Raw genomic sequence first — 11,780 nt, forward strand, 5'->3', positions numbered from 1 at the left:
GCGCGTAGAGAAGCAGAAGGCCGGGACCGGCCAAACGTCTGGAGACTGAGTATGCGTTACTTCAACCCCGCACCCTTCATCGCCGTCGCGGCGGTCGTGGCCTTCGCCGCCGGACCGGCGGCGGCCCACGCTCGCCTGGTCAGCGCGACGCCGGCGCCCAACTCCACCGTGGCGGCGACCCGGACGCTGAGCCTGACGTTTAGCGAGCGCACGGTGCCGGCCTTTTCCGGCTTCGATGTCGTCAATGCGGCCGGCGACAAGGTCGCGGTCCGCACCTCGGTCGCGGAGGACGGCAAGACCCTGACGGGAACTCTGGCCCGCCCGCTGGTCGCCGGCGCCTACCGCGTCGATTGGCGTATCGCGTCGAGCGACGGCCACCGCATGACGGGCTCCTACACCTTCTCGGTGCGCTGATCTCGTGCTCGAAGTCGCGGTCATCGCGCTTCGCTGGCTTCAATACAGCGGCGCCGTCGTCCTTCTCGGCGCGCCGCTGTTCCTGCTCTACAGTTTCAGCCGGGACGACGGTCCGAACCTGAGCTGGGCGCGGCAGACGTTGGCGCTGGCGGCGGTCGTCGTCGCGTTTGGCTCTCTCTCCGCCCTGGTCGCCCAGACCGCCGTCATGGCGGGCTCGCTGACCGAAGCGCTCAAACCCGCCTCCTTGTCCTTCATGATCACCGGCACAGGCCTGGGCATGGCCATGGTGGCGCGGGCCGCTATCGCCCTGCTTGGTCTTGTTTTGGTCGTTGCTTGGAAACCTGGCAGGGCGGTCTGGAGTCTGACGGCGGTCCTCGGACTCCTTGTCGCCGCCAGCTTCGCCTGGACCGGCCACGGCGCGGCGACGGAGGGACCCGGCGGCGTCGTCCATCTCGTGGCCGACATTATTCACGCTGTCGCGGCGGCCCTGTGGCTAGGCGCCTTGGCGGCGTTGACGATCCTCCTGTCACGTCGGACCGACACCGACGATCCGGCGATCCACCACGCCTTGCACGGGTTCGCCGGGCTCGGGACGCTCGCCGTCGCTCTGTTGGTGGTGACGGGCTTGGTCAACAGCTGGTTTCTGGTCAGCCCCGAACGTCTCGGAAGCTTGGGAACCAGCCTCTACGGGCAGTTGCTGATCGCCAAGCTCGTGCTGTTCGTCCTCATGCTGGGGTTGGCGGGGGACAATCGCTTCCGCCTCACGCCTTCGCTCGGCGTCACTTTAAAGGGAGCGGAAGATCCAGTCGCGGCCCTCCATCGGCTTAGACGCAGCATTGCGGCGGAGACCGCGCTGGGCGTCGCTGTCCTCGGCCTCGTCGCCGTCATGGGAACGGTGCCGCCGCCGGCCGCGCTGTAGCGTCCCTACGCAGGAACGCTCGACTTCCCTCGAATTGCCCTCCTCACCTTAATGTTCCGGAACCGCCTTGAGCGAAGGCGGGTTGGCTGCGCATCCCCCCAGCCATGGAGAGCGTCATGCACGCCCAAGAGATAATAAGCACCCACCCGCACGTCCGGGGTTCGGTCAATACCGCGCTCGCTCGGTGCATCGACGAATGTTACGACTGCGCCCAATCCTGCGTGATCTGCGCCGACGCCTGCCTTGGCGAGGACATGGTGCAGGAGTTGCTCCAGTGCATTCGACTGAACCAGGACTGCGCTGACCTCTGCGCGGCGGCTGGCGCCATCGCTTCCCGCCGGACGGGTTCGAACGAGGGCGTCATTCGGCTCACCTTGCAAGCGTGCGCCGAGGCTTGCCGCCTCTGCGCCGAGGAGTGCGAGCGTCACGGGGACATGCACGAGCACTGTCGCATCTGCGCCGAGGCCTGCCGGCGGTGCGAAGAGGCTTGCAATGCGGCCGTCCAAACCGTGCAGTGACACGAGGCGGGCGACCCATCGGTCGCCGCTCGCATGACTAGCGCGGTGTGCGCGAGGACCAATGGATGTGCTGAATGCGCCAGCCTTCGGGGCCGCGCTTCAGCACCATTGTCTCGGTGGTCACCAAGTTCACCGCGCGGCCGTTGAACTGGCCGGTCGTGCGTCCCTCTGTGACGATCCAGGCGACATCGCCGGAGGCCCAGCCGGAGCGACGCGTGACTGATGCTTCGGTCGCCGCCGAGAAAGCGGCGTCGGAAGCCAGATGGTGGGACGCATACTCCTCGCGCGATCGTTCCGCGCCCCCGCCTTCGAAGATCATCACATCCCGCGCCAGAAACGTCAGCGCGCCGGCTGTATCGCCGGCCTTAAGCGCGGCGTGAAAGGCGTCGACGGCGGTGGCCGCGTCGATTGCTTCCGCAGCGACCGAACCTGTGGTGTGGTCAGGGCCGTGGGCGTGGTCCTGGGCGAAGGCGGGCGTCGTCGAAAGCACGGCGATCGCCAAGACGAGGGGGATGAATGTGCGGGACATGGAGGCTCCGATTGCGGGTGATCTGAACGCGCTGGGCATCAGGCTGGTTGGTTGTGGCGAGCGAACACACGGGTAGCGCCCGACGGGAGCACCAGCAGGGTGTCGTAGGCGTCCTTATGTCCCTGCGGCGTTTCCATGCCGGGAGAACCCAGCGGCATGGCCGGCACGGCGAGGCCGACCGCCGTCGGACGTTCCGCCAGTAGACGGACGACATCCTGCGCGGGCACATGACCCTCGACCAGATAGCCGTCGATCAGCCCGGTATGACAGGAGGCTACAGCGTCCGGCATTCCTCGACTGCTCCGGACCGACTGGAGGCTCGGAAGAACCGTGATGGTGGTGATGAAGCCTGCCTCGCGCATATGCGCGATCCAGGCATCGCAGCAAGCGCAGGTCGGCGTCTTGAAGACCGCCAGGTTTCTCGACGGGTGCGTCTGGGCACAGGCCGTTCCGCTCAAGCCGACGACCAGGCCCATGCCCAGGAACAGGCGACGGTTCAGGGTGACGGGGTTCAAAAGGGTTCTCCCTGATCGCTGTGAACGGATCGTCTGGCTTCGATGGGATCGGCGCGCTGCGGCGCCATCCGCCCCCGGAGCCAGCGGCGGCCGGGCTGCTCGACAAAGATATGGATGGCGGCGGCGGCGGCGAGCGTCAACAGCAGCATGGCAGCCAGTTCACCCAAGGCCATCCTGTAGTCTCCGGACCAGCCAGCGAACGCCTGCGCCGCGTTGCGCCACACCATCAGGACGGGGATGTGAACGAGGTAGAGCGCAAACGAGGCTTCACCCGCAAATAGGGCGACTGGGTGGGACAGGAAGGTCCGAACGTCCGCCTTGGCCAACAACGCGAGCGTCAGGATGAAGGGCCCAGCCGCCGCCACGATAATGCGATCGTCGACCCCGATCTGCATCGGGATGAGCAGCGCGGCCGTGGCCGCTAGAGCGCCCATGACCGACATGCGCGCTGAAGGCGTCCAGCGCTTACCGAGGTAGTAGAGGCCTATGCCATAGAGGAATTCGGGAATGATCCGGAGGATGCCCATGCTGTCTTCCGCCCGAGGCAGCACTCGCCCGAACTGGACGCGATAGATCGCATCCAGCGCGACGAACAGTATCGCGGCGAGCGCGATCAGAACCCACGGCCTGGCCCGTAGTCGCAAGGCCAAGGCGGCGTAGACCGGGAACGCCAGATAGGCGAACCACTCCGCAGACAGCGACCAGGCCGGTCCATTCCAAAGGACCAGGGTTTCACGCGGAAACCAGGCTTGAACAAGAAGCAGGGTGCCGGCGAAGTCGATCGGGTTGAAGCGGCCCTGCTCCAGGCCGACCCCGAACAGGGGCGCGGCCAGCACGAGGCCGAGCATGGCCAGAAGGATGGACAGATGGGCCGGATAAATCCGCGCGAACCGCGCTGCCAGGAACCGCCGGTAGTCCAGCGGCCGGTCCCCTTGCAGATAGACGTGCGTCAGGATGAAGCCCGACAGAATGAAGAAGACGTCCACCCCCAGGCGGGTGCGGTTCAACAAGCCCGCGCTCTCCGCCGGCAGCGTCCAGTAGAGTTGGTAATGGAACAGCACGACGCCGAGCGCGAGGAAGAACCTCACGCTCGTGAGGGGATCGAGCACATCGGGAAAGGGAACCCGCGCCGGGCCTGACCTGTCGCTCACACCGCTTCCCCCTTCGGACGACAGGCTGTCCCGGTCGTTCTCTGGTATTTACGCGTGTGGCGGCTGATCCCCTCGCAAGGGGAACAGGAAGCAGGCGCGTATGGCAGGTGGGGCGTGATGCAGGTGCGCAATGACTGACGACATTGGAAGACTCATCCGAACGGCCGCGCCGGGCGACGCGGCAGGACTGGCCGGGGTGGAGGACGCGGTCTGGTCGCGAGTCAGCGAGCGCGTCCGCGTGCGCCAGGTCCGGATCGCCGCCGTGGCGCTCGCCCTTGCAATCGGCGTCGCAAACGGCGGCCTGATGCTCTCGGCGCCTCGGCCGGAGCCTTCCGAGATGCGGATTTTCACGGTGTCGGCCGGCCTGTCGCCGCTCGTCAGCCTGGATGTCCGGGGATGAGGGCGAACTGGAAGTCCATCGCTGTCACGGCGATCATGGCGGCGTTCGCGAGCGGCGCGGCGACCTGGGCGAGCGCGACCTGGGTCATGCGGGAGCGACAACCTCCCAGCCTGCACAGCATCGTTCATGAAAAACTCGATCTGAGCGCCGAACAGGATCGCCGGCTCGACGTCATCGAAGCCCGCTTCGCCGCCCGTCGTCCGGCGCTGGAGGCCGAGGTCCGCGCCGCCAACCGCGAACTGGCCGCCGCCATCGCCGCCAGCGACGGAGACACGCCCCACGTCCAGGCGGCGGTCGATCATTTTCACGCGGCCATGGGCGATCTCCAGAAGGCGACCATCACCCATGTCTTCGAGATGCGGTCCGTGCTGACTCCGGCGCAGGCCGAGGTGTTTGACGAAGCGGTCGTCGACGCCCTGCGCGACGACGCCGGCTAAGCGCGGCGCGTGGGGGCCGAGCAGAGCATCGAGGTTCGCGCGGCGGGTGGAGATCGGGCCGCTTTCACCGCCCTGATGACCGCCACCAAGGCAGACCTCTACAGGTTTGTGCGCCGCTACGTCGGCGACGAGGCCGAGGCGCATGACGTGCTTCAGGAAGCCTATGCGTCCGCCTGGCTCGCCATGCGGCGGTATGATCCGGCGCGGCCGTTCGATGTCTGGCTGCGCTCGATTGCTCTGAACAAATGCCGCGACTGGAGTCGCCGGCGAGCCGTTCGCCACGTCGTGCGCGGGATCATGGGCCTCGATGCGCCGGAGGCGACGGCGGTGGGCGACGACGCACCCTCGCCTGAAGCGCGGCTGGATCACCAGCACAAGGCGGAAGCCTTGCAACGCGCCTTGTCCGACCTTCCGGACACCCTGAAGGCGCCGCTCCTGCTCGCCACGCTTGAAGAGCGGTCCCACGCCGAGATCGCCTCGATTCTTCACATCACGCCGAAGGCGGTGGAAACCCGCATCGCCCGCGCCCGCAAGAAGCTGGCGGAGGTCTTGGCCTGGTCTCCCCGCGAAGGCGCTTGACCTTGCCATGGAGGGAAGGTGCACAAGGCGGCGATCCCGCCCTGTGGCGACCTGTCGCAAGGGTTTCGCCACCGGGATGCGTATCTGAACGAACGGCTGATAGCCGACCAAGGAACTCCTCGCCGATGTCGACCCCCCGCCTCGATCGCCGAATGCTTCTCCGGGGCGCCGCCGCCGGCGGCGGGCTGCTGGGCCTACAAGGCCTGATGCCTGCCTGGGCGCAGACAGGGTCGGTGGGCTTGCGGGCGGACATGCCGACGCTGACGGGACCGAACATCGACCTGGCGATCGGTCATTCGCCCTTCACGGTCGGCGGACGCACCGGCCATGCGGTGACCATCAACGGCGTTTTGCCGGCGCCGCTCCTGCGTCTGAGCGAGGGCCAGAACGTCCGCCTGTCGGTGAGCAACAGCCTGGACGAGGACACCTCGATCCACTGGCACGGCCTGCTGGTCCCGTTCCAGATGGACGGCGTTCCCGGCATCAGCTTCCCCGGCATCAAACCCCGCGAGACCTTCGTCTACGAGTTCCCGATCAGGCAGTCGGGCACCTTCTGGTATCACAGCCATTCCAACCTTCAGGAGGCGATGGGCCACTACGGGCCGATCGTCATCGACCCGGCGGGCGCCGATCCGGTCGGCTACGACCGCGAGCATGTGCTGGTCCTGTCGGACTGGAGTTTCATGCATCCGCACGAAATCCTCGACAAACTCAAGAAGAGCCCCGGCTACTTCAACCAGCAGCGCACCACCCTGTCCGGCTTGATCTCGGGCGAGGACCGGATGAGCCTGGAGGAGCGGCGCATGTGGGGCGAGATGCGCATGGACCCGCGCGATATCCTCGACGTCAACGGCTCGACCTACACCTATCTGGTCAACGGCCACGGGCCGCAGGAAAACTGGACCGGCCTGTTCCGGCCTGGCGAACGTGTGCGTCTGCGCATCATCAACGCTTCGGCCATGTCGATCTTCAACGTCCGTATCCCCGGCCTGCCCATGACGGTGGTTCAGGCCGACGGGGAGAACGTGCGGCCGGTCGAGACCGACGAGTTCCAGATTTCGGTCGCCGAGACCTATGACGTCATCGTCCGGCCGACCGAGGACCGCGCCTACACCATCGTCTCCGAGGCCATTGACCGCTCCGGCATGGGGCGGGCGACCTTGGCGCCGCGCCTGGGCATGACGGCCGAGGTTCCGCCGCTGCGCGAGGTTCCCAACCTGACCATGCGCGACATGGGGATGGGGGGAATGGATCACGGCGCGATGGGCGACATGTCCGGTATGGACCATGACGCGATGTCCGGCATGGACCACGCCGCTCCGACCCAGAACGCGCCCGCAGCCGGCGAGATGGCCGGGATGTCCATGTCGGGCATGAACATGCGCGATCCCGAGAACGCTCCGCCCGACATGGCGGTGGGCGTCGGCGTCGATGCGATCGCCATGGACCCCGCCAACCGTCTGGGTGAGCGTCCGATCGGTCTCACGACCGTCGATCATCGCGTCCTCGTCTACACCGACCTGGTGTCGCTCCAGCCGAACAAGGACCCGCGCCCCCCGTCTCGGACGATGGAGATCCACCTGACCGGCAACATGGAGCGGTTCATGTGGGGCTTCGACGGCCGAAAGTTCAGCGAACTGGTCGAACCGATCCGCTTCGAGCGCAACGAGCGGGTGCGGGTGACCCTGGTCAACGACACCATGATGGCCCACCCGATCCATCTGCATGGTCATTTCTTTGAACTGGTGACCGGCGGACCGGCCGGGCACCAGCCCCTCAAGCACACGGTCAACGTCGCGCCCGGCGGCAAGGTGACCTTCGATCTGACCGCCGACGCGCCCGGTGATTGGGCCTTCCACTGCCACATGCTGATGCACATGCACGCCGGCATGTTCAATGTTGTGACGGTGCGGCCCATGGACGGAGCTGCGTCATGAACCGCCTCGCCGTCGCCCTCGCCCCGCTGGTGCTCGCCGCCAGCGCCTTCAGCGCCCAGGCCCAGGACCCTCACGCGGGCCACACGATGCCGGCGACCGCGGCGCCGACGCGCCCCGCGCCAGCACCGCGGCCCACGCCACAGGCGCCGGCCCGACCGGCGCAGGATCTGCACGCCGGTCACGTCATGCCGCCCGCGCAGACGCCGCCCGCCGCGGATCCGCATGCAGGCCACCAGATGCCGGCGCAGCCCGCGCCCGTAGACCCGCACGCGGGACACCAGATGCCGGCGGCGACGCCCGGCCAGGCTGATCCGCACGCGGGCCACGACATGTCGGCCATGTCGCCCGCGCAGACCGACCCTCACGCCGGGCATGACATGTCGACCATGAGCATGGGGCCGCCCGATGTGGCGACCAGCTCCGACAATCCCGGCCGTCCTCCGGAGGACCCGCTCCCGGCCGCCGCCCTGGCCGGCCCTGCCCACGCCGCCGATCTCGTCTTCGGCGCCGAGGCCATGGCCGCCTCTCGCCGGACCCTGATTCACGAAAACGGCGACGTCCGCACCACGGCCGTCATTCTCGATCGCCTCGAAGCCGGCTTCGGCGACGACGGCGAGACCTACCTCTGGGACGTCCAGGGCTGGACGGGCGGCGACATCAATCGCTTCTGGTGGAAGTCCGAGGGCGAAGGCGACTTCGGCGGCGAGCTCGAGGAGGCTGAAGTCCAGGCGCTCTACAGCCGCGCGGTCACGCCCTTCTGGGACGTTCAGGCCGGCGTGCGTCAGGACTTCCGGCCCGACGGCGAGGACACCACGCATCTGGTCCTCGGCCTGCAGGGCCTGGCGCCCCATTGGTGGGAAGTCGACGCCGCCGCCTTCCTGTCGACCGACGGCGACCTGACCGCCCGCGTCGAGGCCGAATACGACCAGCGCATCACCCAGCGCCTGATCCTTCAGCCCCGCCTCGAAATCGACGCTTCAGCCAGCGACATTCCGGAACTGGAGATCGGTTCGGGCCTGTCCTCGATCGAGGCGGGCCTGCGACTGCGCTACGAATTCCGCAAGGAGTTCGCCCCCTATGTCGGCATCGAGTGGAGCCGCGCGTTCGGCGATACCGCCGATTACATCGAGGCCCGAGGCGGCGAGACCGACGACACCCGCTTCGTCGTCGGCCTCAAGGCCTGGTTCTAACCGAAGGAGACCACCCCATGATGATCCGCACTCTCGTTGTCACCGCCGCCCTCGCGTTCGCCGGCACCGCCGCCGCCCAGGACCCGCATGCGGGTCACGCTATGCCGGCCCAGGCCGCAGCGCCCCAATCCGGCATCACGACCGTTCCTGCGAATGGCGCGATGACCCAGGGTTCGCCCGAGCGGTTCAGCGTCACCTTCCCCCACGCCATGGTCCTCAAGACCGTCGCCCTCTCCGCCGAGGGGCAGGCTCCGGTCGACGTCACTGTCCCCGCCGCGCCGGCCGCCGCCACCGTCGGCGTGGCTCTTCCGCGCCTCGCGCCGGGCAACTACACGGCCGCCTGGACCGCCGAAGGCCCGGACGGCCACAAGATGTCCGGCTCCGTCAGCTTCATGGTTCACTAGGAGAACGACGATGAGGGTTTCCAACCTGCTGGCCGCCGCCGGCGCGATCCTGACCCTGAGCGCGGGCGCGGCTCTGGCGGCCGAAGGCTGCGATTGTTGCAAGGACATGGCTGCGGACGCGGCTATGACGTGCTGCGACGAGATGCAGAATGATTCGTCTTCGGCTCCCGCTCATTCACTGGCACCTGACAGCGCGCCTGCGAGGCCTTCGTCAGAGGCCGTGAACCACAATCAGCAGCGTTCACCAACCTAAGCGACACTTCTACGATTTCGGCAGGAACTCTCCGCCCAACCGCCGACGACCATCGGTCGAGCGCGCTAAGGTCGAGGCTGCAATGCCCCAGAACAAACTTTGGCTCACACCGGAAAGCGGACGCTCCCGGAGTCGCCAAAGAGTCAGGAGCCGACCTTAAGCTCAGCCAGAGATGGATCGACCGCTTCTGACTCAAGCCGGCCATCGGCGACGTCTGCTGCCGAGCCGGCAGGTCCTAACGACGCTGGCCTGTCTTTGGTGATGTACCGGCCGCCGTCGCGCCGCCTCAAGCCACAATTCCCGATCCTTCAAACCGAGCTCGAACCCGGAGAGTTGGCGCCATGCAACCGAACCGCAGCGGAGGGGCCGAGGCCTTGCTCCACCCCGGGGGACCAGCGGAACGCGAAAAAAAGTCGGGCGGATAGTCATCTACCGCCGGTGCGACGCGGACCTCGGTTCGGTATGGACGCAGCCAATACCGCCGCGGAGCGTTGCCATGACGCCCAAGAACTCGAAAGGAGACCGTGATGGCCGATGCTGAAACCCGCTCACCTGTGAACAAGGCGCTGTTCGTGCGATTGCGCGCGAAGCCCGGCAAGGAGGCCGATGTCGAGGCCTTCCTGCGAGACGGCCTGGCGGCCGTTATGGAGGAGCGGGACACGACCACGTGGTATGCTGTTCGCTTCGGCCACGACGACTTCGCCATTTTCGACACCTTCCCGAGTGATGCGGGACGGCTCGCCCATCTCGCGGGGAAGGTTGGGCATGCGCTCGTCGCCAGAACCCCGGAATTGCTCGACGGGCTGCCGAAAATCGAGGACGCACAGGTTCTCGCGTACAAACTAACCGACCAAAGCGGTGAGATCCGGAACTAAGCGGGGATCGTGGCCGCCCGGCTGTCGTCTTCTAAATGCGGGAGCCGATTAGCCAGATTTGGGATGCGCGAGAGGTAAGGCTGCTTAGAGCCCCTGTAGCATGTCGCGCTCCAGTGGCGAGCGGTTTCCCAACACCGCTGAGCGGCCAACCCCCATCAAGTTGTGCTGGCTGCTCTGCGGCCTCGGCTCCATGCCTGCGAGGCGTTCTCCATCTGACCTCGGCCGGCTTGGCTGAATGGCTCGAATCCGTAGGCGTGCCAACGTCCGCTCCTGGCGCACTACTGCCGGCACCGCTTTTCGTTTTGGACTGGCGCGGTTGACCGCTTTCGGCTATCAGCCCGCCTCCCGAAACCGAGAAGACCCATGTTCGCCTCCGTCACCAACCCGAGCCTGCCCATGTCGCTCGACCGTCAGCCGGTCGAGGGCAAGGCCATGCGCGTGGAGGGTGTGTAGGAGAATTCGGGCCAGACCGGTTCGGCTTTCCAGAAACCCCTCCCGCTCCGGCTGGAGGGGTTTCTTGTTTCTGCGAGACATCCTGCTGGCCGGTTCGAGAGGACCAGACAGAATAGGAGACGTCGGCCATGCGTGGCTATGACGTAATCGACGAACCGGGACATGCGCCGATCAAGGCTTGGACCCGGGGGGTGCCCATCGAGGATGCGGCGCTCAAGCAGCTGAAGAACGTGGCCTCGCTGCCGTTCATCCACAAGCACGTGGCGGGGTGCTGTCAGTCCAACGCGAACTTGTCTCCACTGAACGCACCTTGGGCAAGGTGGTCGAACCTCAGCCGGCGAGCGACTGCCACTCAGCCAGGGCGGCTGAGCGTCGGGCCTTGTAGTCGTCTCGGCTGATCAGATGGCGGTCCTGGTTGAAGTGGTTGTGGAAGGCGGCGTGGACGGAGCTGAACTTCTGCAGGGTCTTCATCCGGCGGAAGCGAAGCATCGCTCGCTCTCGTCGTCGGAACGGCAGATGGGAGTTTTCCACCCTGTTGTTGGCCCAACGGCCGACCTCCTGACGATCGGCGTTTCCGAGGTCGTTGAGGGCGGCTTTGTACGAGCGCAACCCGTCCGTCACGATGGCCTTCGGTCGGCCGTGTCGCTTCATGGCTTTCTTGATGAACTTCAGCGCTGCGGCCTTGTCGCGGGTCTTGGTGACGAAGGATTCCAGAACCTCGCCTTCATGATCGACGGCTCTCCATAGGTACCGCATCTCACCGTTGATCCGGACATAGACCTCGTCCAGAAGCCAGCGCCAGTGGGTGTAGGCGCGCATGTGATGCACGCGCTTGCGGCGGATCTCGGCGGCGAACATCGGGCCGAACCGGTTCCACCAGAGCCGCACCGTCTCGTGGCAGATGTCGATGCCGCGCTCGGCCAGCAGGTCCTCGACGTTTCGCAGGGACAGCGGATATCGGACGTACATCATGACCACGAGCCGGATCACCTCCGGCGAGCTGTCAAACCAGCGAAAGGGGTTGGTCGATTTGGCCATCCGGAGACGCTACGGCCGCCTCCCTTAGCCCGCAATCAGTTTGGGCTGACAACACCCGTCGCCACCCCATTGCCCCGCGTCACACCCGTGCGACGCCCCAAGTCGTCATAGGTGAAGGCCGCGATCAGCGACGATCCCCCCTGGCGCACCCGGTTCAGCCGGTCGTCC

General features: G+C 66.6%; 15 protein-coding genes. 11 read left to right on the top strand and 4 right to left on the bottom strand.

All coding sequences use genetic code 11. The annotated features are described in order from the left end of the window. The first annotated feature begins 51 nt into the window (after positions 1-51). The 3 genes from copC to Q0581_RS06790 all read left to right on the top strand — a co-directional run bounded on the left by copC (position 52) and on the right by Q0581_RS06790 (position 1,851). Positions 52-414, top strand: coding sequence for a copper homeostasis periplasmic binding protein CopC (gene copC, locus Q0581_RS06780; protein WP_298698828.1), 363 nt, complete (start codon positions 52-54; stop codon positions 412-414). A 4-nt stretch (positions 415-418) separates the two neighbouring features. Further along, entirely contained in the window at positions 419-1,333 is a 915-nt protein-coding gene (gene copD / locus Q0581_RS06785; RefSeq protein ID WP_298698830.1) for a copper homeostasis membrane protein CopD, read from the top strand. 116 nt (positions 1,334-1,449) lie between these two features. After that, positions 1,450-1,851, top strand: a complete 402-nt coding sequence (locus Q0581_RS06790) for a four-helix bundle copper-binding protein (RefSeq protein WP_298698832.1) — start codon at positions 1,450-1,452, stop codon at positions 1,849-1,851. 37 nt (positions 1,852-1,888) lie between these two features. Here the strand turns inward: Q0581_RS06790 and Q0581_RS06795 are convergent, their stop codons facing one another. From Q0581_RS06795 to Q0581_RS06805, 3 genes are read right to left on the bottom strand one after another with little or no spacing between them, the layout of a single operon-like run. After that, entirely contained in the window at positions 1,889-2,380 is a 492-nt protein-coding gene (locus Q0581_RS06795) for a nuclear transport factor 2 family protein (protein ID WP_298698834.1), read from the bottom strand. A gap of 38 nt (positions 2,381-2,418) precedes the next feature. After that, positions 2,419-2,895, bottom strand: coding sequence for a DUF411 domain-containing protein (locus Q0581_RS06800; RefSeq protein WP_298698835.1), 477 nt, complete (start codon positions 2,893-2,895; stop codon positions 2,419-2,421). Continuing rightward, a complete protein-coding gene (locus tag Q0581_RS06805) occupies positions 2,892-4,046 on the bottom strand; it encodes an acyltransferase (protein ID WP_298698837.1) in 1,155 nt (384 codons plus the stop codon). Before Q0581_RS06805 ends, Q0581_RS06800 begins: the two co-directional genes overlap by 4 nt. Positions 4,047-4,176: 130 nt before the next feature. On the opposite strand from Q0581_RS06805, the gene Q0581_RS06810 reads away from it, so the two are divergent. The 8 genes from Q0581_RS06810 to Q0581_RS06845 all read left to right on the top strand — a co-directional run bounded on the left by Q0581_RS06810 (position 4,177) and on the right by Q0581_RS06845 (position 10,121). Further along, positions 4,177-4,446, top strand: a complete 270-nt coding sequence (locus tag Q0581_RS06810; RefSeq protein WP_298698839.1) for a hypothetical protein — start codon at positions 4,177-4,179, stop codon at positions 4,444-4,446. Further along, the gene (locus tag Q0581_RS06815; RefSeq protein ID WP_298698840.1) at positions 4,443-4,883 is read left to right on the top strand and encodes a periplasmic heavy metal sensor; all 441 of its coding nucleotides are present in this window, start codon (positions 4,443-4,445) and stop codon (positions 4,881-4,883) included. Before Q0581_RS06810 ends, Q0581_RS06815 begins: the two co-directional genes overlap by 4 nt. 9 nt (positions 4,884-4,892) lie before the next feature. Continuing rightward, on the top strand, positions 4,893-5,462 hold the full coding sequence (locus tag Q0581_RS06820; protein ID WP_298698842.1) for an RNA polymerase sigma factor: 570 nt from the start codon (positions 4,893-4,895) through the stop codon (positions 5,460-5,462). A 125-nt stretch (positions 5,463-5,587) separates the two neighbouring features. Continuing rightward, positions 5,588-7,399, top strand: coding sequence for a copper resistance system multicopper oxidase (locus tag Q0581_RS06825; RefSeq protein ID WP_298698843.1), 1,812 nt, complete (start codon positions 5,588-5,590; stop codon positions 7,397-7,399). Further along, positions 7,396-8,589 carry a copper resistance protein B gene (locus tag Q0581_RS06830; RefSeq protein ID WP_298698845.1) on the top strand — a complete coding sequence of 398 codons (1,194 nt, stop codon included), beginning with the start codon at positions 7,396-7,398 and terminating at the stop codon, positions 8,587-8,589. The genes Q0581_RS06825 and Q0581_RS06830 overlap by 4 nt, the downstream gene beginning before the upstream one ends. 20 nt (positions 8,590-8,609) lie before the next feature. Further along, positions 8,610-8,993 carry a copper resistance protein CopC gene (locus tag Q0581_RS06835; RefSeq protein WP_349256587.1) on the top strand — a complete coding sequence of 128 codons (384 nt, stop codon included), beginning with the start codon at positions 8,610-8,612 and terminating at the stop codon, positions 8,991-8,993. Positions 8,994-9,003: 10 nt separating this feature from the next. Continuing rightward, positions 9,004-9,246, top strand: coding sequence for an ammonium transporter family protein (locus Q0581_RS06840; protein WP_298698847.1), 243 nt, complete (start codon positions 9,004-9,006; stop codon positions 9,244-9,246). Between the two features lie 527 nt (positions 9,247-9,773). After that, positions 9,774-10,121, top strand: coding sequence for an antibiotic biosynthesis monooxygenase (locus tag Q0581_RS06845; protein ID WP_298698849.1), 348 nt, complete (start codon positions 9,774-9,776; stop codon positions 10,119-10,121). Positions 10,122-10,904: 783 nt separating this feature from the next. Here Q0581_RS06845 and Q0581_RS06850 read toward each other — a convergent pair. Then, positions 10,905-11,612 (bottom strand): IS6 family transposase, encoded by a 708-nt coding sequence (locus tag Q0581_RS06850; protein ID WP_298698851.1) that lies wholly within the window; start codon positions 11,610-11,612, stop codon positions 10,905-10,907. Positions 11,613-11,780 lie beyond the last annotated feature (168 nt).

The sequence above is a fragment of the uncultured Brevundimonas sp. genome (genome assembly GCF_937863155.1).
In the GTDB taxonomy this organism is placed as follows: Bacteria; Pseudomonadota; Alphaproteobacteria; order Caulobacterales; family Caulobacteraceae; genus Brevundimonas.

Bases quoted from the DNA above. Each gene is read 5' to 3' on its own strand.
- copC (WP_298698828.1), top strand. From the start codon at position 52: ATGCGTTACTTCAACCCCGCACCCTTCATCGCCGTCGCGGCGGTCGTG.
- Q0581_RS06790 (WP_298698832.1), top strand. From the start codon at position 1,450: ATGCACGCCCAAGAGATAATAAGCACCCACCCGCACGTCCGGGGTTCG.
- Q0581_RS06795 (WP_298698834.1), bottom strand. From the start codon at position 2,380: ATGTCCCGCACATTCATCCCCCTCGTCTTGGCGATCGCCGTGCTTTCG.
- Q0581_RS06810 (WP_298698839.1), top strand. From the start codon at position 4,177: ATGACTGACGACATTGGAAGACTCATCCGAACGGCCGCGCCGGGCGAC.
- Q0581_RS06815 (WP_298698840.1), top strand. From the start codon at position 4,443: ATGAGGGCGAACTGGAAGTCCATCGCTGTCACGGCGATCATGGCGGCG.
- Q0581_RS06825 (WP_298698843.1), top strand. From the start codon at position 5,588: ATGTCGACCCCCCGCCTCGATCGCCGAATGCTTCTCCGGGGCGCCGCC.
- Q0581_RS06830 (WP_298698845.1), top strand. From the start codon at position 7,396: ATGAACCGCCTCGCCGTCGCCCTCGCCCCGCTGGTGCTCGCCGCCAGC.
- Q0581_RS06835 (WP_349256587.1), top strand. From the start codon at position 8,610: ATGATCCGCACTCTCGTTGTCACCGCCGCCCTCGCGTTCGCCGGCACC.
- Q0581_RS06840 (WP_298698847.1), top strand. From the start codon at position 9,004: ATGAGGGTTTCCAACCTGCTGGCCGCCGCCGGCGCGATCCTGACCCTG.
- Q0581_RS06845 (WP_298698849.1), top strand. From the start codon at position 9,774: ATGGCCGATGCTGAAACCCGCTCACCTGTGAACAAGGCGCTGTTCGTG.
- Q0581_RS06850 (WP_298698851.1), bottom strand. From the start codon at position 11,612: ATGGCCAAATCGACCAACCCCTTTCGCTGGTTTGACAGCTCGCCGGAG.